This window comes from Achromobacter sp. EB05, assembly GCF_044232075.1.
GTDB lineage: Bacteria > Pseudomonadota > Gammaproteobacteria > Burkholderiales > Burkholderiaceae_B > Achromobacter > Achromobacter dolens.
In genome coordinates, this window is sequence record NZ_CP155917.1 from 1,206,130 (window position 1) to 1,224,715 (window position 18,586).

Annotated in this window: 18 protein-coding genes; 8 read left to right on the forward strand and 10 right to left on the reverse strand. The window is 67.7% G+C overall.

What is annotated here, in order from left to right:
- The 7 genes from AAID08_RS05570 to AAID08_RS05600 form a co-directional block, all read right to left on the reverse strand.
- Window positions 1-873 (reverse strand): MurR/RpiR family transcriptional regulator, encoded by an 873-nt coding sequence (locus AAID08_RS05570; protein WP_049071791.1) that lies wholly within the window; start codon window positions 871-873, stop codon window positions 1-3.
- A gap of 31 nt (window positions 874-904) precedes the next feature.
- A complete protein-coding gene (locus AAID08_RS05575) occupies window positions 905-1,906 on the reverse strand; it encodes an ABC transporter ATP-binding protein (protein ID WP_068980382.1) in 1,002 nt (333 codons plus the stop codon).
- Entirely contained in the window at window positions 1,903-2,910 is a 1,008-nt protein-coding gene (locus AAID08_RS05580; RefSeq protein ID WP_116793615.1) for an ABC transporter ATP-binding protein, read from the reverse strand. The genes AAID08_RS05575 and AAID08_RS05580 overlap by 4 nt, the downstream gene beginning before the upstream one ends.
- 2 nt (window positions 2,911-2,912) lie before the next feature.
- Entirely contained in the window at window positions 2,913-3,782 is an 870-nt protein-coding gene (locus tag AAID08_RS05585; protein ID WP_054501708.1) for an ABC transporter permease, read from the reverse strand.
- 120 nt (window positions 3,783-3,902) lie between these two features.
- Window positions 3,903-4,844 carry an ABC transporter permease gene (locus AAID08_RS05590; RefSeq protein WP_054501707.1) on the reverse strand — a complete coding sequence of 314 codons (942 nt, stop codon included), beginning with the start codon at window positions 4,842-4,844 and terminating at the stop codon, window positions 3,903-3,905.
- 85 nt (window positions 4,845-4,929) lie between these two features.
- The gene (locus AAID08_RS05595; protein ID WP_395757438.1) at window positions 4,930-6,492 is read right to left on the reverse strand and encodes an ABC transporter substrate-binding protein; all 1,563 of its coding nucleotides are present in this window, start codon (window positions 6,490-6,492) and stop codon (window positions 4,930-4,932) included.
- 149 nt (window positions 6,493-6,641) lie between these two features.
- Entirely contained in the window at window positions 6,642-7,910 is a 1,269-nt protein-coding gene (locus tag AAID08_RS05600) for an amino acid deaminase (protein WP_395757439.1), read from the reverse strand.
- 230 nt (window positions 7,911-8,140) lie between these two features.
- Here AAID08_RS05600 and AAID08_RS05605 point away from each other — a divergent pair, with 230 nt between their 5' ends.
- From AAID08_RS05605 to AAID08_RS05620, 4 genes are all read left to right on the forward strand, one after another.
- Entirely contained in the window at window positions 8,141-8,932 is a 792-nt protein-coding gene (locus AAID08_RS05605) for a deaminated glutathione amidase (RefSeq protein WP_081273456.1), read from the forward strand.
- A gap of 135 nt (window positions 8,933-9,067) precedes the next feature.
- Window positions 9,068-10,408, forward strand: coding sequence for a replication-associated recombination protein A (locus AAID08_RS05610; RefSeq protein WP_049071800.1), 1,341 nt, complete (start codon window positions 9,068-9,070; stop codon window positions 10,406-10,408).
- 42 nt (window positions 10,409-10,450) lie between these two features.
- A complete protein-coding gene (gene serS, locus AAID08_RS05615; RefSeq protein ID WP_064524647.1) occupies window positions 10,451-11,797 on the forward strand; it encodes a serine--tRNA ligase in 1,347 nt (448 codons plus the stop codon).
- Window positions 11,798-12,097: 300 nt separating this feature from the next.
- Entirely contained in the window at window positions 12,098-12,346 is a 249-nt protein-coding gene (locus tag AAID08_RS05620; RefSeq protein WP_080977324.1) for a hypothetical protein, read from the forward strand.
- A gap of 247 nt (window positions 12,347-12,593) precedes the next feature.
- Here the strand turns inward: AAID08_RS05620 and AAID08_RS05625 are convergent, their stop codons facing one another.
- Both AAID08_RS05625 and AAID08_RS05630 read right to left on the reverse strand, forming a co-directional pair.
- Window positions 12,594-12,929: a virulence factor gene (locus AAID08_RS05625; protein WP_054501704.1), complete on the reverse strand. Its 336-nt coding sequence runs from the start codon at window positions 12,927-12,929 to the stop codon at window positions 12,594-12,596.
- 339 nt (window positions 12,930-13,268) lie between these two features.
- On the reverse strand, window positions 13,269-13,772 hold the full coding sequence (locus tag AAID08_RS05630; RefSeq protein ID WP_054501703.1) for an ASCH domain-containing protein: 504 nt from the start codon (window positions 13,770-13,772) through the stop codon (window positions 13,269-13,271).
- 189 nt (window positions 13,773-13,961) lie between these two features.
- Between AAID08_RS05630 and AAID08_RS05635 the strand changes: the two genes are divergently transcribed.
- Together AAID08_RS05635 and AAID08_RS05640 are read left to right on the forward strand one after the other, a co-directional pair.
- Window positions 13,962-14,162, forward strand: coding sequence for a hypothetical protein (locus tag AAID08_RS05635; protein ID WP_049071804.1), 201 nt, complete (start codon window positions 13,962-13,964; stop codon window positions 14,160-14,162).
- Between the two features lie 47 nt (window positions 14,163-14,209).
- A complete protein-coding gene (locus tag AAID08_RS05640) occupies window positions 14,210-15,409 on the forward strand; it encodes an amidohydrolase family protein (RefSeq protein WP_395757440.1) in 1,200 nt (399 codons plus the stop codon).
- Window positions 15,410-15,423: 14 nt separating this feature from the next.
- Here AAID08_RS05640 and AAID08_RS05645 read toward each other — a convergent pair whose 3' ends face one another.
- Entirely contained in the window at window positions 15,424-16,302 is an 879-nt protein-coding gene (locus tag AAID08_RS05645; protein ID WP_116793619.1) for a LysR family transcriptional regulator, read from the reverse strand.
- 158 nt (window positions 16,303-16,460) lie between these two features.
- Between AAID08_RS05645 and AAID08_RS05650 the strand changes: the two genes are divergently transcribed.
- Both AAID08_RS05650 and AAID08_RS05655 read left to right on the forward strand, forming a co-directional pair.
- On the forward strand, window positions 16,461-17,588 hold the full coding sequence (locus AAID08_RS05650; protein ID WP_054501959.1) for a mandelate racemase/muconate lactonizing enzyme family protein: 1,128 nt from the start codon (window positions 16,461-16,463) through the stop codon (window positions 17,586-17,588).
- A 13-nt stretch (window positions 17,589-17,601) separates the two neighbouring features.
- A complete protein-coding gene (locus AAID08_RS05655; RefSeq protein ID WP_395757441.1) occupies window positions 17,602-18,510 on the forward strand; it encodes a dihydrodipicolinate synthase family protein in 909 nt (302 codons plus the stop codon).
- The last annotated feature ends 76 nt before the right edge of the window (window positions 18,511-18,586 follow it).

The window sequence follows — 18,586 nt, forward strand, 5'->3', positions numbered from 1 at the left end:
TCAATCGCCCAGCGGCAGCCGGTTGGGGCCGCCGCGATGTTCGTCCAGCGCCAGCTTGATGCGGCGCAGGCGTTCGCGGTTTTCTTCCTGGTTCAGCATGGCCAGCTCGGTCGACAGCAGGTCGATCGCCAGCATCATGGCGTAGCGCGAGGCCGAGGGCTTGTAGATGAAGTCGGTTTCGTCGGTGCGGATCGGCAGTACCACGTCGGCCAGCTTGGCCAGCTCCGAGGTGGCGTCGGTGACGGCGACGATGCGGGCGCGGTACTGCTTGACGATGCGCGCCGCGCCGACGATTTCGGGCGTCAGGCCGGAGGCCGACAGGATCACCACGGCGTCGCGCTCGTCGAGCGTGGCGGCCACCATGCGCAGCAGCACGGCGTCGCTGTACACCGCGATCGGGTAGCCCAGTCGCACCAGGCGCGACTGCACTTCCTGCGCCAGCACGGCAGAGGCGCCGCCCATGCCGAACACGTAGACCATGCGGGCGCCGTCGACGATGGCGGCGGCGGCCTCGAACAGCGGCTCGGTGAAGGTCGGCAGGTGGGCGCGCAGGGTGCTTTCGATGTCGGCATAGATACGCGCGTAGAACGTGCTTTCCTCGGCCGGCGTGCTCTGGTCCAGGAAGCGGCTGCCCACGGTGCTGGCCTGCGCCAGCTTCATCTTCAGGTCGCGGGTGTCGTCGCAGCCCACGGTGCGGGCGAAGCGCGAGATGGTGGCGATGCTGACGCCGGCCTTGGCCGCCAGTTGGTCCACGGTGGCGCTGGCGCTCCAGATGATGTTGTCCAGGATGGCGTCGGCGACCTTGCGCTCGGTCACGCTCAGGTCGTCCCGGCGGCTGCGGATCTGGAAGACGATGTCGCGGATGATGTTCATGTGGTGTTCCTGGGTCGGGGCGGGCGAGGCGCTACGCGGCCAGTTCGGCGTCGCCGAGGCGCGAACAGGCCGCGAAGTGGCCCGGTCCGACGTTGACGTCGCGCGCCTCGGTCGTGGCGCAGGCATCGATGGCGTGCGGGCAGCGGGTGCGGAAGACGCAACCCGACGGCGGGTTGACCGGGCTGGGAATGTCGCCCTTGAGCAGGATACGCGAACGCGGCGCGCGCGGATCCGGCACCGGCGCGGCCGACAGCAGCGCGCGGGTATAGGGATGGCGCGGCCGCGCGTAGACCTCGCTGGTCGGGCCGCGTTCCATGACGCGGCCCAGGTACATCACCACCACCTCGTCGCACAGGTAGTCGACCACGGCCAGGTCGTGCGCCACGAACAGCATGGTCAGCCCCAGGTCGCGCTGCAGGTCCTGCAGCAGGTTCAGCACCTGCGCCTGCACCGACACGTCCAGCGCCGACACCGGTTCGTCGGCCACGATGAAGTCGGGCTCGACCGCCAGGGCGCGGGCGATGCCGATGCGCTGGCGCTGGCCGCCGGAGAACTCGTGCGGATAACGGCGGCTGTGGTCGGCGTTCAGGCCGACGCGTTCGAGCAGTTCGCCGATGCGGGCCGCGCGGCGGTGCTGCGCGAGTCGATGGGTGTCGAGCGCTTCGCCCAGGATCTCGGCCACCGTCATGCGCGGGTTGAGGCTGGCATAGGGGTCCTGGAACACGATCTGCATGCGGCGGCGCCACGGCAGCATCTCTTTCTCGGACAGCCTGGTGATGTCCTGGCCGTCGAACAGCAGGCGGCCCGCGGTGGGCGCGAACAGGCGCAGCAGGGCGCGGCCGGTGGTGGTCTTGCCGGAGCCGGACTCGCCCACCAGGCCGACGATGGTGTTGCGCGGCACGTCGAAGCTGACGCCGTCCACCGCCCGCACCACCGGCGCGTTGCGCGCCTGCGAGGTCGGGAAGTGGACCTTCAGGTCCTCGATGCGCACCAGCGGTTCGGCGGCGCGCGCGGGTTGGGGGCTTGCGGTCATAGCGGGGTCACCTTGATGCAGCGGGCGCGGTGCTGGTCCTGCACCGCCACCAGTTCGGGCACGTCGCGACGGCAGTTGTCGTCGGCCAGCGCGCAGCGCGGCGCGAAGGTGCAGCCGGCCGGCAGCGACAGCACGCTCGGCACGTTGCCCGGGATGGCGCGCAGGCGCTCGCCCGAGGCCAGCAGCGCGGCGGTCGGCAGACAGGACAGCAGGCCTCGCGTGTACGGATGGGTGGGCTTTTCGAACAGGTCGTAGACGCCGGCGTCCTCGACCACGCGGCCGGCGTACATCACCGCCACGCGATGCGCGATCTCGGCCACCACGCCCAGGTTGTGGGTGATGAACAGGATGCTCATGTTCATCTCGGCCTGCAGTCGGCGCAGCAGGTCCAGGATCTGGGCCTGCACCGTCACGTCCAGCGCGGTGGTGGGCTCGTCGGCGATCAGCACAGCCGGGTTGCAGGCCAGCGCCAGGGCGATCATGACGCGCTGGCGCATGCCGCCCGACATCTGGTGCGGGTATTCGTTGACGCGCCGGTCGGCCGCCGGGATCTCGACGCGGTCGAGCATGTCGCGGGCGCGCTTCATGGCTGCCGCTCGCGATCCGCCTTCGTGCTGCAGCACGGCTTCGGCGATCTGGTCGCCCACCGTGTACAGCGGGTTCAGGCTGGTCATCGGCTCCTGGAAGATCATGGCGATCTCGGCGCCGCGGATGCGGCGCAGCGTGGCCGGCGAGGCGTGGGCCAGGTCGTGTTCCTGGCCGCGGCGGTCGCGAAAGCGGATCTGGCCCGCTTCGATGCGGCCGGCCGGCTTGGGCAGCAGGCCCATGATGGACAGGCTGGTGACGGATTTGCCGGAGCCGGATTCGCCGACGATGGCCAGCGTTTCGCCGCGGGCCAGGTCGAAGGTGACCCCGTCCACCGATTTGGCGACGCCGTCGCGGCTGTGGAACCAGGTCTTCAGGCCTTCCACCGACAGCACGATGTCTCGGGTGCTTGCGGTCATGATTACAGCTCCTTGCGCAGGCGCGGATCGAGCACGTCGCGCAGGCCGTCGCCGACCAGTTGCAGCGACAGCACCGACAGGACGATGGCGATGCCGGGGAAGATCATGATCCAGTCGGCCGAGCCCATGTACTGCTGGCCGGCGTTGATCATGGTGCCCCAGGTGGGGATGTCGGGCGAGACGCCCACGCCCAGGAACGACAGGCCGGCTTCGGCCAGGATCGCGTAGGCGAAGATGAAGGTGCCTTGCACCAGAATGGGCGACAGCAGGTTGCGCAGCACGTGCACGGTGACGATGCGCCAGGTCGACACGCCCAGCGCGCGGGCGGCCTCGACGAACGGCAGCTCGCGGATCACCAGCGTCGAGGCGCGCACGATGCGGGCCAGGCGCGGCGTGTAGACGATGCCCAGCGCGATCACCACGTTCACCAGCGACGGTCCCAGCGCGGCCACCAGCGAGATCGCCAGCAGGATGTCGGGAAACGCCATCATGGCGTCGATCAGGCGCGACACGAACTTGTCGGCCGAGCGGAAGAAGCCGGCGATCAGGCCCAGCGCGATGCCCAGCACGCTGGACAGGATCACCACCGAGAATCCCACCATCAGCGACAGCCGGCCGCCGTAGATGACGCGGCTGAACACGTCGCGGCCAAAGTCGTCGGTGCCGAACCAGTGCGCGGCGCCGGGTGCCTTGAGGCGGTTCATGATGGACAGCTTGAACGGGTCGTAGGGGCTGACCCACGGCGCCAGCAGCGCCGCGGCCACCAGCACGATCAGCACGAGCAGGCTGATCAGCACGGTCTTGCGGGCCACCAGCAGGCGCAGCACCTGCCAGCGGTCCGCGCCGGCGTTAACGGTAGTTGGACTAGTCATTTCGGTCGTTTCGTTCGCAACACTTCCAAGCGGGGCCACCGCGGAGCCGGCTTTGCCGGGCCGCCCATGGCGCCCCTGTGAGGGGGAGGCGCCGAAGGCGGGTCGTGGGTGGGTTCATCATCAATAACGGACGCGCGGATCGACCAGCAGGTACAGCAGATCGATGAACAGGTTGATCAGCACGTAGATGGCCGCGATGATCAGCAGCGCGCCCTGGATGACGGGATAGTCGCGGCGCAGCACGGCCGACACCACCAGGCTGCCCACGCCGGGCAGGCCGAACACGGTCTCGGTGACGACGGCGCCGCTGATCAGCAGGGCGGTGGTCAGGCCCAGCACCGTCAGGATCGGTATCAACGCATTGCGCACGGCGTGCTTGAGGATCACGCGGCTTTCCGGCAGGCCCTTGGCGCGGGCGGTGCGCACGTAGTCGTCGCGCAGCACGTCCAGCATGCTGGCGCGGATGAAGCGGGTGATCAGCGCCGAGTTCACCAGCCCCAGCACCACCGCCGGCAGCACCAGGTGCGACAGCCGCGTCGCGAACGAGGCGTCCGGGCCGCCGTAACCCGACACTGGCAGCCAGCCCAGCTTGACCGAGAACACCTGCATCAGCAGCAGCCCGAGCCAGAAGCTCGGCACGCTGGAGGTGAACATCGAGAACGACAGCACCGACTGGTCCAGCGTGGTGCCGCGCTTGACCGCCGACAGGATGCCGACCGGCAATGCGATCAGCGTGGCGATGCACAGCGACATCAGCGTCAGCAGCAGGGTCGGTTCGGCGCGGTCGGCCAAGGCCGCCAGCACCGGCTTGTTCATGAAGATGGATTGGCCCAGGTCGCCCTGGACCAGCTTGCCCAGCCACGACACGTACTGCACCGCCAGCGGCTGGTCGAGCCCCAACTGGTGCTCCAGCGCGGCGATGTCGGCCTGGCTGGCCTGGGGGCCGAGCATCACGGCGGCCGGGTTGCCGGGCGTGACGCGGATGATGACGAACACGATGGTCGCGACGATGAACATCACGGCCACCAGCCCGACCAGCCGGTTCAAGAGATAACGCAACACAGTGGCATCCTAAGGATCGGCGCGCCGATGCCGGCGCTGTGGTTCAGGCGGGGCGGGCCCTGAGCGGACCGCCCCGCGGCCTGGCTTACTTCTGCGCTTTCCAGGCGTTCCAGAAGAACGGCCACGGCGCCGGCTTGACGCCTTGCAGCGACGGCGAACGGGCCGCCTGCGCATTGAAGTCGCCGACCTTCACGAACGGCACTTCGTCATACACGGCCTGCTGCACGTCGGCCCAGCGCTTGACGCGTTCTTCCTGGGTGCGGGCCTGGTTGAAGGCATCCATCACCTGCGCGCGGCGCGGCGTGTCCCACCAGCCCGGCGCGTCCTTGGACGGGAAGTCGATCAACGCGGGTTCGGGCAGGAACACGCTGTGGGTGATGAAGATGTCCCACACGGCCGGGTCCTGGCGGCGCTGCGTCAGCGTGGCCCAGTCGACCACCTGCATGTCGACGGTGAAGCCGGCGGCCTTGAGGTATTCCGCGGCCACCAGCGCCATCTTGTAGTGGAACTCGTACTGCTGGCTGGTCAGGATGCGGACCTTCTTGTCGGCTACGTTGGCGCTGTCCAGCAGCTTCTTGGCCGCGGCGGCGTCGCCCTTGTTGTAGACCTTGCCGCCCAGCGACGTGGCCCACGGGTAGCCTTCCGGATACAGGTCGCCGTTGAGCTTGTAGAAGTCCTTGTTGCCGAACGCCGCGAACAGCATGTCCTCTTCGTTCAGCGCCAGTTGCACCGCCTGGCGCACCGCCAGGTTGGACATGATGCCCTGCTTGGTGTTGAGCACCAGGCGCGGCCAGCCGAAGGGCTTGAGCATGATCGGGTCGGAGCGGCCGCCCTTGAGCTTGTCCAGCGCTTCCACCGGCAGCGAGTCGACGTAGTCGAACTGGCCCGCGGCGGCGGCTTCGGAACGGGTGTTGGCGTTGGCGACCGGCACGAAGCGGATCTCGTCCAGGTATTGCTTGCGGGCGCCGCCGTAGCCGTCGGGCTCGCCTTCGCGCTGCTTGTAGCCCTCGAAGCGGGTCAGTTGGATGTACTGGTCCGGCACGCGCGCCTTGAGCTGGTAGGGGCCGGTGCCGACGATCTCGGTCAGCACCGGGGCGATCTTCCCCTTGGGCATGATCACGGCGGCGGCATTGTTCATGGCCAGCAGCGCGGTCAAGGGGGCGTAGGGCTGCTTGAGCGTGATGCGGATGGTGTTGGCGTCGGGCGCCTCGATGTTGGCGATGACCTTGGCGGCCATCTTGCCGCGCGTGGCGGTCTCGGTCCAGCGCTTGAGCGAGGCCAGCACGTCCGACGAATCCATCTTGGAGCCGTCATGGAAGGTGATGCCCTGGCGCAGCGCGATGGTGTAGACCAGGCCGTCCGGCGTCACCTCGGGCATCTTGTCGGCCAGCAGCGGCGTCAGGTTCCACTTGGCGTCGAAGGTGTACAGCGTTTCGAAGAAGTGCTGCGTCAGGATGCCGACCAGGTCGGCGGTGCTGCTCATCGGGTCGAGCGTGGGCGGCTCGCCGATGGTGGCGACGGAAATCGTGCCTCCCTTGACCGGCGTGGCACAGAGGGCGGGGGACGACAATGCGGTCAAGCCAATTGCGCCGGCCACGAGCAGGCTTTTCAGCCCACCGCCTTGCCGGGAGGAGGTGCGGAAGTTCATGATTCTCTCTCCAGAGGGTCAAAAACAGGTTGTCGCGTGATTCAGTGAAAGGCCGGTAAGGCGCCGGATGCCCGAGTTCGTTCTTGCCCCCCGGGCGCGGGGCTTGTCGGTAGCGCAACGGAGCGCGCGGCCGCGCCGCGCGCAAAGGCTCAGAAAAAGGTGTCCGCGACGTCGATGACGCGGTACTGCTCGTCCACCAGCAGGACCTGGCGCCACTTGTCGAACGTCAGGCAGGGATGGGAGATGTCGAAGGCGATCATGTCGCCAACCTGGATGTCGTCGTTCTCGCCGATCTGCATGAACGCGTGCTGGTCCATCATGGCGGTGAGCTTCCATTGGGACGGCGCGGCGCCGGGCGCGTTTTGCCCGGGACGGAAATGCAGCGAAGGCGTCGGCAGGCCGGCGTCGAAGGCGGCGTCGCGCTTGCCCATGGCCACGATGGCGCGGCCAGGCTCGGGCAGCGACTGCACGTAGGCCCAGACCTGCAGCGCCGGCTGCAATCCCGGCTCCATCTTGTGGGCGACGGGATTGTTGGCATTGATGCGCTCGGCGGCCGAGCGGTAGACGCCGACGTCGTGCGACAGGTAGCAGCCGGGGCGCAGCACGACTTCCAGCGGCGCGCCGATATCCAGTTGCGAGAATTCCTCGGCCACCACGTCGAACCAGGCCGAGCCGGCGCCGGAGATCAGGGCGGGGCCGTTCTTGCGCAGGCGGCCGGCGGTCGCCAGGCCGCGCAGCGCGTCGGTGGCGCGGCGCAGGAAGGCGCGGATCGCGGTTTCCTCCTGCAGCACGCCTTCGTAGACTTCGATGCCGGCCAGCGCCAGCCCGGGCCAGCGGCCGATTTCCTCGACCACGGACTGCAATTGCGCGTCATCGCGCACGCCGGTGCGCCCGCCCTTCGGGCCCAGTTCGATCAGGACCGGCAGCACCAGGCCCTGCTCGCCGAAATAGCGGCCCAACTGGGCGGCGTTGGCGGCTGAGTCGACGATGCAGAAATAGGTGAACGCCGGATCGCGCAGCAGCTTGGCGATCAAGGCCATGTTGGCGCGGCCCACCAACTGGTTGGCCATCAGCACCCGGCGGATGCCGTGGTTATAGGCGGCCGCCACCTGCGGCGCGGTCGCCAGGGTGATGCCCCAGGCGCCGTTGTCGATCTGGCGCTGGAACAGCGCGGGGCTCATGGTGGTCTTGCCGTGCGGCGCCAATTTGACGCGGTAGGCTTCCATGAAGCGCTGCATCCATTGCAGGTTGTGCCGCACCCGGGCCTCGTACAACACCGCCACCGGCAGGCTGACGTCCTCGGCCAGCAGGTTCCAGTTCAGCGCCGCCACGCCGGCGTTGGTACAGGCGGCGGGAAACGCGCCCAGGCCCTTGCCGTTGACGTCCAGGGGAGCTGCGGTGGTGGAGGAATGAGGCATGGCGCGATTCTTCTATGGAAAATATTTACGGTAAATCCGTTTTTTTCAATTATCCTGAAAGAAATTTACAAGCGGCAGTTGGGAGTTACCCGTAGTTGGCGACCGCCATGGCAGACGCCGGCAGGCGCCGGCCAGGCGAACCGACAGGCGGCTGCACTCTCGCGGCCATTGGCGCGACAATAGGAAATCCGCGGCGATGCCTGTTTGCCGCCCCCCAACAAGGAAGATTCATGCTGAAAGTCGCTTTGGGCCAGTTCGCCGTCAGCCGCGTCTGGGAAGAAAACGCCCAGGTGTGCGTCGATCTCATGGCGCGCGCCCGGGATGGCGGGGCCGGCCTGCTGGTGCTTCCCGAGGGCATCCTGGCGCGTGACATCACCGATCCGCAGATCGTGCTGAAGGCCGCCCAGCCGCTGGATGGCCCCTTCATGACGCGGCTGCTCGAGGCCAGCCGCGGCTCCTCGCTGGCCACCATGATGTGCGTGCACGTCCCGACCGGCGACGGCCGGGTCTGGAACACGCTGGTCACGCTGCAGGACGGCCGCATCGTGTCGCAGTATCGCAAGCTGCACCTGTACGACGCCTTCACCATGAAGGAATCGACCAACGTCACGCCCGGCAACGACATTCCGCCGCTGCTGGAGATCGGTGGGCTGAAGGTCGGCCTCATGACCTGCTACGACGTGCGCTTCCCGGAACTGGCCCGGCGCCTGGCGCTGGACGGCGCCGACCTGCTGGCGCTGCCGGCGGCCTGGGTGCGCGGCCCGTTGAAGGAAAAGCACTGGGAAGTGCTGGTGACGGCGCGCGCGCTGGAAAACACCTGCTACGTCGCCGCCACCGGCGAGTGCGGCGAACGCAATATCGGCTGCAGCATGGTGGTGGATCCGCTGGGCGTGGTCACTGCCCAGGCCGGCGAGGCCCCGGCGCTGGTGTTCGCCGACATCGATCCCGAGCGCCTGGCGCATGCCCGCAAGGTGCTGCCGGTGCTGGCCAACCGCCGCTTCGGGACCCCGGAACTGGCCTGAAGCGACGGTTTCTCGCGGGGCTGCCGGGTGGGCCGCCGCACGCGGGTTCCCGGCCGTGCCGCCCGGGGCGCGGGGCGGCCGGACATGTTGTAATACTGGCTTGATTTCCTTGCCGTCTTCCCCCATCTGCTGCCAATGAGCAACGATCTCTTCGCGGCCGATCCCGCCCATCGGCCTTACGTGCCCCTGGCCGAACGCCTGCGCCCGCGAACGCTGGCCGACGTCGTCGGCCAGTCGCACCTGCTGGGGCCGGACAAGCCGCTGCGCGTGGCCTTCGAGTCGGGCCGCCCGCACTCCATGATCTTCTGGGGCCCGCCGGGCGTGGGCAAGACCACGCTGGCGCGCCTGATGGCCGACGGTTTCGATGCCCAGTTCATCGCCATTTCCGCCGTGCTGGGCGGCGTCAAGGACATCCGCGACGCCGTCACCGTGGCGCAGGTGGCGCAGGGCCAGGGCCGCCGCACCATCCTGTTCGTCGACGAGGTGCACCGCTTCAACAAGGCGCAGCAGGACGCGTTCCTGCCCTACGTCGAAAGCGGCCTGTTCACCTTCATCGGCGCCACCACCGAGAACCCCTCGTTCGAGGTCAATTCGGCGCTGCTGTCGCGCGCCCGCGTCTACGTGCTGCAATCGCTCACGCCCGAGGAACTGCAGCAACTGGTCGACCGCGCCATCACGGCGTTCAACGACGGCCACGAAGAGGGCGCGCGCATCCACATCGACGCCGACGCGCGCGAACAGTTGGCGGCCTGGGCCGACGGCGACGCGCGCCGCCTGATCAGCGCGGTCGAGGTGGTGGCCGAATCGGCGCAGGCCGCCGGCCGCGACACGGTCGACGCGGCCTGGCTCGAGATCTCGCTGTCGCAGAACCTGCGACGCTTCGACAAGGGCGGCGACGCCTTCTACGACCAGATCAGCGCGCTGCACAAATCGGTGCGCGGCTCCAACCCCGACGCCGCGCTGTACTGGTTCTGCCGCATGATCGACGGCGGCGCCGATCCCAAATACCTGTCGCGCCGGCTGGTGCGCATGGCGGTCGAGGACATCGGCCTGGCCGACCCGCGCGCCACCGACCTGGCGGTCAACGGCGCCGACATCTATGAACGGCTGGGTTCGCCCGAGGGCGAGCTGGCGCTGGCCCAGGCGGTGGTCTACATGGCCTGCGCGGCCAAGTCCAACGCCGTCTACAACGCCTACAACCAGGCGCGCAAGTTCGCCGCCGAGCACGGCAGCGCGCCGGTCCCGATCCACCTGCGCAATGCGCCCACCAAGCTGATGAAGCAACTGGGGCACGGCAAGGCCTACCGCTACGCCCACGACGAGCCGCATGGCTACGCCGCGGACGAGCAATATTTCCCCGATGGGCTCAAGCCTTCCTTCTACCGGCCGACCGATCGCGGCCTGGAGGCTAAAATCCAGCAGAAGTTGGCATTCCTGCGCGAGCTGGACGCGCAGGAACGCGCCAAGAAACGGTAACGGGCGCCGCCCGTTGCTTCCCGCAATCTCACCGACATCACCATGCTAGACCCGATACTGCTGCGCAAAGACCTGCAAACCGTCGTAGACCGCCTCAAGAGCCGTGGCGTGTCCTTCGACACGGAACGGTTCAACGAGCTGGAGTCTCGCCGCAAGGCGGTCCAGACCGAAACCGAATCCCTGCAAGCCCGCCGCAACGCGCTGGCCAAGCAGATCGGTCAGCTCAAGGCCAAGGGCGAGGACGCGAGCGCCGTCATGGCCGAATCGCAGGCCGTGCCCGAGCGCCTGAAGCAACTGGAAGAAGAGCTGGCCGCCCTGCAGCAGCCGCTCAACGAGCTGCTCATGTCGGTGCCGAACCTGCCGCACGCCAGCGTGCCGCTGGGCGAATCCGCCGACGACAACGTCGAAGTGCGCCGCTGGCTGCCGGCCGCCGCGGGCGCCGATGGCAACCCGCCCGCGCTGCCGTTCGAGCCCCGCGACCACGTCGCGCTGGGCGAACCGCTGGGCCTGGATTTCGACACCGCCGCCAAGCTGTCGGGCGCGCGTTTCTCGTTCATGCGCGGTCCCATCGCCCGCCTGCACCGCGCGCTGGCGCAGTTCATGCTCGACCTGCAGACCGGCACGCACGGCTACACCGAGTGCTACACGCCGTATATCGTCAACGCCTCGACGCTGTACGGTACCGGCCAACTGCCCAAGTTCAAGGATGACATGTTCGCCGTGTCCAAGGGCGGCGGCGACGACGACCCCAAGGTCGACGAGCACGGCAAGCCGTTCGTGCGCGAAGACCAGTACCTGATCTCCACCTCGGAAATCACCCTGACCAGCGTGGTGCGCGACACCATCCAGGCGGCCGCCGACCTGCCGCTCAAGCTTACCGCCCACACGCCGTGCTTCCGTTCCGAAGCGGGCAGCGGCGGCCGCGACACGCGCGGCATGATCCGCCAGCACCAGTTCGACAAGGTTGAAATGGTGCAGGTCACGCAGCCCGACCAATCCTACGAAGCGCTGGAGGACATGGTCGGCCACGCCGAGCGCGTGCTGCAATTGCTGGGGCTGCCGTACCGCGTGATGCTGCTGTGCACCGGCGACATGGGTTTCGGCTCGGCCAAGACCTACGACCTGGAGGTCTGGCTGCCGGCGCAGAACACCTGGCGCGAGATCTCGTCGGTGTCCAACTGCGAAACGTTCCAGGCCCGCCGCATGCAGGCGCGTTTCCGCAACGCGCAGGGCAAGCCGGAATACGTGCATACCCTGAACGGCTCCGGCCTGGCCGTGGGCCGTGCCCTGGTGGCGGTGCTGGAAAACCACCAGCAGGCCGACGGCAGCATCGTGGTTCCGCAGGCGCTGCAACCTTACATGGGCGGCCTGACGGTATTGAAGCCCTGACGCCCGGCTGAGCGATCCGGCAATAAAAAAACGGAGCCCGCGGGCTCCGTTTTTTATTGCCGCTCGGCGTGGGCACGCCGCTTGCTGAGGATGCAAGTCGGCCACATGGTGGATGGGGCGGAAAACGCGGCCTATTTATGATCGAGACATATTCCTGTCGTCTCGATGGATTATGTTGGCGACGCCAGTACTTGATTTTGATGTGAGCAATTGTGTATTTTCAATAAAAGGGCCGGATAGTTCGGCACAATACACCTGCGTTCAACGCGCTTCATTCACATAAATAACAAGGAGTTGTCCATGACTTCAAGAATGATTGGAGATTTTCGTGTGAGATGCTCTGTGGCTCAAGATGACGAGCAGGGCTACCGTGTGCAGATATGGACCCGCCGGGTAGGCGGAACCGCGCCGGAAAAATGCTGGACGGTGCCCGGACAGGCGCCGTTCAACAGCTTGCACGAAGCGGAACAGGAAAGCCGGCAATTGTTTGAAGAAATAAACGGCGTTCGTTTCAACGGTGAACCGGAGTTTGCGCATGCGTCCGCATAATGGTTGGTGGCGGGCGTCGAGTGCTCCGCGTCGTTGGATCGATCTTGTTCAGGAAGCGCCGCGTTGGGCCGCAGGCAAGCCCGTCGCGGTGCCGCAGCAGCCGCCCGCCGTCACGGCGGGCAAACCCGTCCAGGCCCCTGTCGCCTGACGTGCCTTCCGTGGGGTACCGGAAATTACCCTGTGGAAAAAAGGCCACTCGCAAGAGTGGCCTTTGTATTTATTGCGGTGGGCTGGGAGCCCGGCGGCATCAACGATGCCAGCCGCCGCGGCCGTGATAGTAGCCGCGATCGGGGCCGCGCCAGTGGCCGCGCGGGCCCCAGTAGCCGCCGCCGCGGATATAGACAGGGGCCGGATAGACCACGGGGGGCGCCACATAGACGGGCGCCGGACGGTAGTAGACGGGGGGCGGCGGGGCGTAGACCGGCGCCGGCGCCACGTAGACGGGCGCGGGCGCGGCGTAGACCGGAGCCGGGTATACCACCCCGGGCACGCCGATCGAGATGCCGACATCCACCCGGGCCAACGCGACGCTGGAGATCAGCAGACCCGCGACACCTGCCCCTGCGATGAGCCATTTTTTCATGTTGCACCTGCCTGCTGCGTGACGCAGCAAAGTTGAGTATTCGTTGACGCTATTTTCGGTCTTTTCGGATCGGCAGGGGTAAGCGGGCGGCCCTCAATAGCGACAATCCGCAACGGGGGCGGGGCGACGAACGTTCCCCATGCTGCGTCGCGGCAGGCCGGCTTCACTCTGGTAAACCCCCGTCTGAAATCGACTGAAATAAGGTGGAATGCGGTGAAGCGGGGGCGGCGAGTTACAGGCAGTCACGATCCTGGGGCCTGATTTCCCCTGGCAGCAACACCGGTGCGCCAGCGCCAGTCGGTTGGCGGCCTGGAGCGGACTGGCAGGGCCGGCGGACGCCTAGGCCTCTTGCGGCTGCTGGCAGCGGAATTCGACCACCCACACCCAGGGGTTGGCGGCCCAGGCGTGCGCGCCATAGCGTTCGCACCAGGTCAAGGCAAAGGCCGTCTGCAGGGGAACGCCGGGCAACAGCGCCGACGATTGGTAGAGCGCCTGGGTGCCTTCGGCGCGCGCGTCGGCGTCCGACAATTTTTGCAGGCGCTGGATGCGCACGCCCACGATTACGGCGGTGGCGAAGGGCTTGCCGGATTCGTCTTCGAGCGTGATGCTCTCGCCCGACCGGCCATAGGGGCAGGTGACCCAGGGCGAGGTTTTGCGCAATTCGGTCGCGCCTTCGCGGGTCGGGCCCATGGCCACCCATTTGCCGGAATCCGCCGCATCGGCATACCAGGCGGTCGTCAGCTTGGTGGGCTGCGGTTTGACGATGCGCCGGGTTTGCACCTTATAACCATCCAGGATGGCTTGCTTGAGCGGCTCGCTGAATTGGAGTGCTTGCCTTTTCATACCTGTTGTTCCCCTCACGTTCGACGCTTGCATACCAGCAGTGCTGTGGCCGCGTCGACACGTGCCAACATGGCGGGTTATCCGAAACCTCGCATGGAACAGTATGACGCGTGGCAATCGCCGTGTCAGGCAAACGGTTACTAGTGTGTCTTTTTGAATACGTTCCAAGGTTGTTTGTATACTCGACGTATGAATACTGACCTGCACGATCTCAAGCCCGGTTACTACTGGTACACCATGGCCAACGACCCGCTGGCCGTCATCCACATACACGACGACGGCGGCGCCACGTTGATGGGCACCGACTATCGCCTCGGCGCCGAAGGCGTGGCGGACATGATCCGCCAGGGCCAGCGCTTCTTCTGGATCGAACCGCCGCAGCAGGCCTGATCCGGCGCGGCCGCCCGACGCGGGCAGGCGAGGCCGAGGACCTATCCATGACCGACATGTTGTTAAACGACGTTCGACTGCCCGATGGCGCGGCGGTCGACGTAGCGATATCCCGCGGCCGTATCGAACGCGTCGGACCGAATCTGCAGGCGCCGGCCCATGTGGCGCGGGAAGCGGGTGCCGGCCTGCTGCTGCTGCCCGGTCTGGTCGAGGGGCACACGCACCTGGACAAGACCACCTGGGAATCCCCCTGGTATGTGAATCAGGTGGGGCCGGCGTTGACCGACCGTATCGACAACGAGCGGGCCTGGCGCGCCGCCAGCGGCCATGACGCCGCCAGCCACTCGCGCGCGTTGGCGCTGGCCTTCCTGCGCGAAGGCACTACGCGCATCCGCAGCCACGTCGACGTCGATACCGATGCCGGACTGCACCATCTGGAGGCGGTGCACGCCACCCGCGAGGCACTGGCCGGCCTGATCGAGATCCAGACCGTGGCGTTTCCGCAGTCAGGGTTGCTGGGGCGGCCAGGCACGGCCGCGCTGTTGGACTTGGCCCTGGCGCAAGGCGCGGATGTGCTGGGCGGGCTGGATCCCTGCGCCATCGACCGCGACCCGGCACAATCGCTCGACGTGCTGTTCGGCTTGGCGGACAAGCATGGCAAACCCCTCGATATCCACTTGCATGAGCCCGGCGACCTGGGCGCGTTTTCGCTCGACCTGATCCTGGATCGGGTGCAGGCGCTGGACATGCGCGGCCGTGTCGTCGTCAGCCATGCCTTCTGCCTGGGCGGTGTGGATGCCAGGCGTCTGGATGGGCTGCTCAAGCGGCTGGCCGCGCTGGAGGTGGCGGTATTGACCACCGCGCCGCCGTCGCGGCCAGTTCCGCCGTTGCGTGCCTGCCGCGAGGCCGGCGTGACGCTGTTCGGCGGCAACGACGGCATCCGCGACACCTGGACGCCGTACGGCAGCCCCGACATGCTGGCGCGTGCCATGATGATCGGGTTGCGCAACGACCTGCGCCGCGATGACGAGATCGGCTGGGCGTTCGATTGCGTCAGCGGCGCCGCGGCGCGCGCCTGTGGCTTCGCCGACTACGGACTGACGCCCGGCGCCCGCGCCGACCTGGTGCTGGTGGCGGCCAGCGGCGTGGCCGAAGCCGTGGCGCAGCGCGTCCCGCGTCGCCTGGTGATTTCGGGCGGTGCGGTGGTGGCGCGTGACGGCCGCTTGCTGGATAGCGTGGCGGCGTAGGCGTCGCCTCGCCGTCAGCGGTCCGCCGCCGCCTGGCTCTGCGCCAGTTCCACGAATACCCGCATCAATTCAGAGCGCACGCCGGAGCGCGGCCAGAGCGCGCCGACCGTGCGCACGGGGCATGGCGCCGGCAGCGGCCAGCGCCTGACTGGCGCCGACGCGCCAGTGGTGGCCCAGTCGGGCAATAGCGCCACCCCCAATCCTTCCGACACCAGCTTGGCGATCGAGTCGATGCCGTCCAGCTCGAAGCGCACGTGTGGCCGCAGGTCACGGGCGCGCAGGTAGTCGTCGGCCATGCGGCCGCCCACCACGCTGCGGTCGTAGCGGATATAGGGCTCGCGCGCGATCACCGCCAGCGGGTCGCGCACCGCCATGTCGGCCGGCGTCACCAGCACCAGCGGTTCGCGCCGCAGGTCGCGCCAGACACAGGACTTGGGCAGCGCGAACAGCGGATGCACCAGCAGCGCGCCATCCAGTTCGCCGGCCAGCACCTTGCTGTAGAGCAGGGTGGTGGGCGCCGGTTCGATGTAGATCTCGATGTGGGGATAACGCGCCGCCCAGGTGCGCAACACCGGCGGCATGATGCCGGTGAGCGCGGTGGGCGTGGCGCCCAGGCGCAAGGGGCCGGCCGGCAGGTCGGACTCGGTTGCCGCCGAACGCAGGTCGCGCAGGTCGCGCAGCACGTTGCGGGCGCGCTCCAGGATGCGGGTGCCGGCGGCGGTGGGTTTGACGGTGCGGCCCGAGCGGGCGATCAGCGCGCTGCCCATGTCGGCCTCCAGCGCGCGCAGGCGCTGCTGCACGGTGGCCGGCGTCAGCCCCTGGTGGCGCGCGGCCTGCGCGATGGAGCCCAGTTCCACCACATGTACATAGGTCTGCAGGAATCTCGAATCCATCGGCGGGCGCTCATAGAAGATGCTTTTTACATATTCTAAAGATGGATGAAGATAATTGTTTGTTTCTTTGATGGCGGCAAGAATGCGCTTGAGCGTTGCGCCAGCGCAAGGCGCGCCGGCAGCGCGACCCGCACTATTCCCGTTATCAGGAGCCAGCCGTGCCCATCATTGAATCCATCGACGTTTGCGCCGCCGCGGTGCCCTTGGACAAGGTCACCTCGTTTTCGAACCGCACCGTCTCCACCCGCCACTACGGACTGGTCAAGGTCCGCAGCGCCGATGGCGTCGAAGGTATTGGCTTCTGCTACGTCGGCAGCGCCGGCGGCGCGATCTTCGAGGCCGCCGTGCAGAGCCTGCTGGCGCCGGTGCTGCTGGGCAAGGACTCGCACGCGGTCGAAGGGCTGTGGCAGGCGATGTACCAGGAAGCGCTGCTGCAAGGGCGCCAGGGCACGGTGATGCGCGCGCTCAGCGCGCTCGACATCGCGCTGTGGGACCTGAACGCCAAGACGGCGGGGCTGCCGCTGCACAAGTTCCTGGGCGCGGTCGAGCTGGAGTCGGTGCCGGCCTATGCCAGCGGCGGCTACTACCTGGATGGCAAGACGCCGCAGCACCTGGGCGAGGAAATGGCCAGCTACGTGGCCAAGGGCTTCTCCGCCGTCAAGATGAAGACCGGGCGCCTGTCGCCGCGCGAGGAAGAGGCGCGGCTGAAGGCGGCGCGCGAGGCCGTCGGGCCGGATGTCGAGCTGATGATGGACTGCAACAACGCCTGGCAGGACGTGACCCAGGCCATGCAGTACATCCGTCGCTTCGAGCAGTACGAGCCGTACTTCATCGAGGAGCCGTTCGGCCCCGATGACATCGACAGCCACGCCAAGCTGGCGCGCCTGACGCACCTGCCCATCGCCACCGCCGAGATCGGCTATGGCCGCTGGTATCACAAGGAGCTGCTGGACAAGGGCGCGGCCGGCATCCTGCAGACCGACGCGGCGGTGTGCGGCGGCATCACCGAATGGAAGCGCATCGCGGCGACCGCGGCGAGCTATGGCGTGGTGGTGTGCCCGCACTGGTTCCACGACGTGCACGCGCCGCTGGTGGCCGCCACGCCCAATGCGCGTTATGTTGAATTTTTCTGGGACGACCAGGTCCTGAATTTCCGCAAGCTGGTGGACCGCCAACTGACCCACAAACAGGGGCGTGTGGTGCTGCACCAGGAGCCGGGGCTGGGATTCGGTTTCGATGAACGCATGGTCGAGCGCTACGGCAAGTGGACCCGCGTCGGCCGCTGACAGGAGAGTTTTCATGAGCACACGCGCCGCAGACCGGCCGCAAGGCGTCTATTCCCCGGTCCTCACGCCCTTCAACGCGGACCTGTCGCCCAGCGTGCCGCGCTTCGTCGGGCATTGCCGCGCCCTGCTGGAACAGGGCGCGGGGCTGGCGATCTTCGGCACCAACTCCGAGGCCAATTCGCTCAGCGTGGCGGAAAAGCGCCATCTGCTGGATGCGTTGCTGGATGCCGGCCTGCCGGCCGCGCGCATGATGCCCGGCACCGGCGCCTGCGCGTTGCCCGACGCGGTGGAGCTGACCCGTCATGCGGTCGAGGCCGGCTGCGGCGGGGTGCTCATGCTGCCGCCGTTCTACTACAAGGGCGTCAGCGACGAGGGCCTGTTCCGCGCCTTCGCCCACGTGATCGAGCGGGTCGCCGACGAGCGCCTGCGCATCTACCTGTATCACATCCCGCCGGTTTCGGGCGTGCCGATCAGCCTGGGCCTGATCGATCGGCTGCTGGGCGAATTTCCCGGCATCGTCGCTGGCATCAAGGACAGTTCCGGCGACTGGAACAACACCGCGGCCATGCTGCGCGACTTCCAGCCGCGCGGCTTCGACGTGTTCGCCGGCACCGAAACGGTGTTGCTGGAAACGATGCGGGCCGGCGGCGCGGGTTGCATCACCGCCACCGGCAACGTCAATGCAAGCCCGATCGTCGCGTTGTACCGGTCGTGGCGCGAGGCCGGCGCCGAGGACCGGCAGCGCGCCTTGAACGAGGCCCGCGCCATTTTCCAGTCGTACCCGATGATCCCGGCCATGAAAGCCGCGATCGCGCAGCGGCGCAACGATCCGGTGTGGGCCACGGTCCGGCCGCCGCTGGTGGAGCTGGACGCCGCGCAGTCGGCGCAACTGGCCCAGCGGCTGGCGGCCCCTGCCGCCTGACCGCGCCAGCAGGACCCGCAGGACGCCGCGGCCCAGCCGGCCGCGGCCGGCAAGGCTTACCAACAGTCGCCGGGCA

Coding starts and splice junctions, on each gene's coding strand:
- AAID08_RS05580 (WP_116793615.1), bottom strand. CDS start 2,910: ATGACCGCAAGCACCCGAGACATCGTGCTGTCGGTGGAAGGCCTGAAG.
- AAID08_RS05635 (WP_049071804.1), top strand. CDS start 13,962: ATGAATACTGACCTGCACGATCTCAAGCCCGGTTACTACTGGTACACC.
- AAID08_RS05620 (WP_080977324.1), top strand. CDS start 12,098: ATGACTTCAAGAATGATTGGAGATTTTCGTGTGAGATGCTCTGTGGCT.
- AAID08_RS05655 (WP_395757441.1), top strand. CDS start 17,602: ATGAGCACACGCGCCGCAGACCGGCCGCAAGGCGTCTATTCCCCGGTC.
- AAID08_RS05645 (WP_116793619.1), bottom strand. CDS start 16,302: ATGGATTCGAGATTCCTGCAGACCTATGTACATGTGGTGGAACTGGGC.
- AAID08_RS05585 (WP_054501708.1), bottom strand. CDS start 3,782: ATGACTAGTCCAACTACCGTTAACGCCGGCGCGGACCGCTGGCAGGTG.
- AAID08_RS05640 (WP_395757440.1), top strand. CDS start 14,210: ATGACCGACATGTTGTTAAACGACGTTCGACTGCCCGATGGCGCGGCG.
- AAID08_RS05605 (WP_081273456.1), top strand. CDS start 8,141: ATGCTGAAAGTCGCTTTGGGCCAGTTCGCCGTCAGCCGCGTCTGGGAA.
- AAID08_RS05610 (WP_049071800.1), top strand. CDS start 9,068: ATGAGCAACGATCTCTTCGCGGCCGATCCCGCCCATCGGCCTTACGTG.
- AAID08_RS05600 (WP_395757439.1), bottom strand. CDS start 7,910: ATGCCTCATTCCTCCACCACCGCAGCTCCCCTGGACGTCAACGGCAAG.
- AAID08_RS05595 (WP_395757438.1), bottom strand. CDS start 6,492: ATGAACTTCCGCACCTCCTCCCGGCAAGGCGGTGGGCTGAAAAGCCTG.
- serS (WP_064524647.1), top strand. CDS start 10,451: ATGCTAGACCCGATACTGCTGCGCAAAGACCTGCAAACCGTCGTAGAC.
- AAID08_RS05630 (WP_054501703.1), bottom strand. CDS start 13,772: ATGAAAAGGCAAGCACTCCAATTCAGCGAGCCGCTCAAGCAAGCCATC.
- AAID08_RS05575 (WP_068980382.1), bottom strand. CDS start 1,906: ATGACCGCAAGCCCCCAACCCGCGCGCGCCGCCGAACCGCTGGTGCGC.
- AAID08_RS05570 (WP_049071791.1), bottom strand. CDS start 873: ATGAACATCATCCGCGACATCGTCTTCCAGATCCGCAGCCGCCGGGAC.
- AAID08_RS05625 (WP_054501704.1), bottom strand. CDS start 12,929: ATGAAAAAATGGCTCATCGCAGGGGCAGGTGTCGCGGGTCTGCTGATC.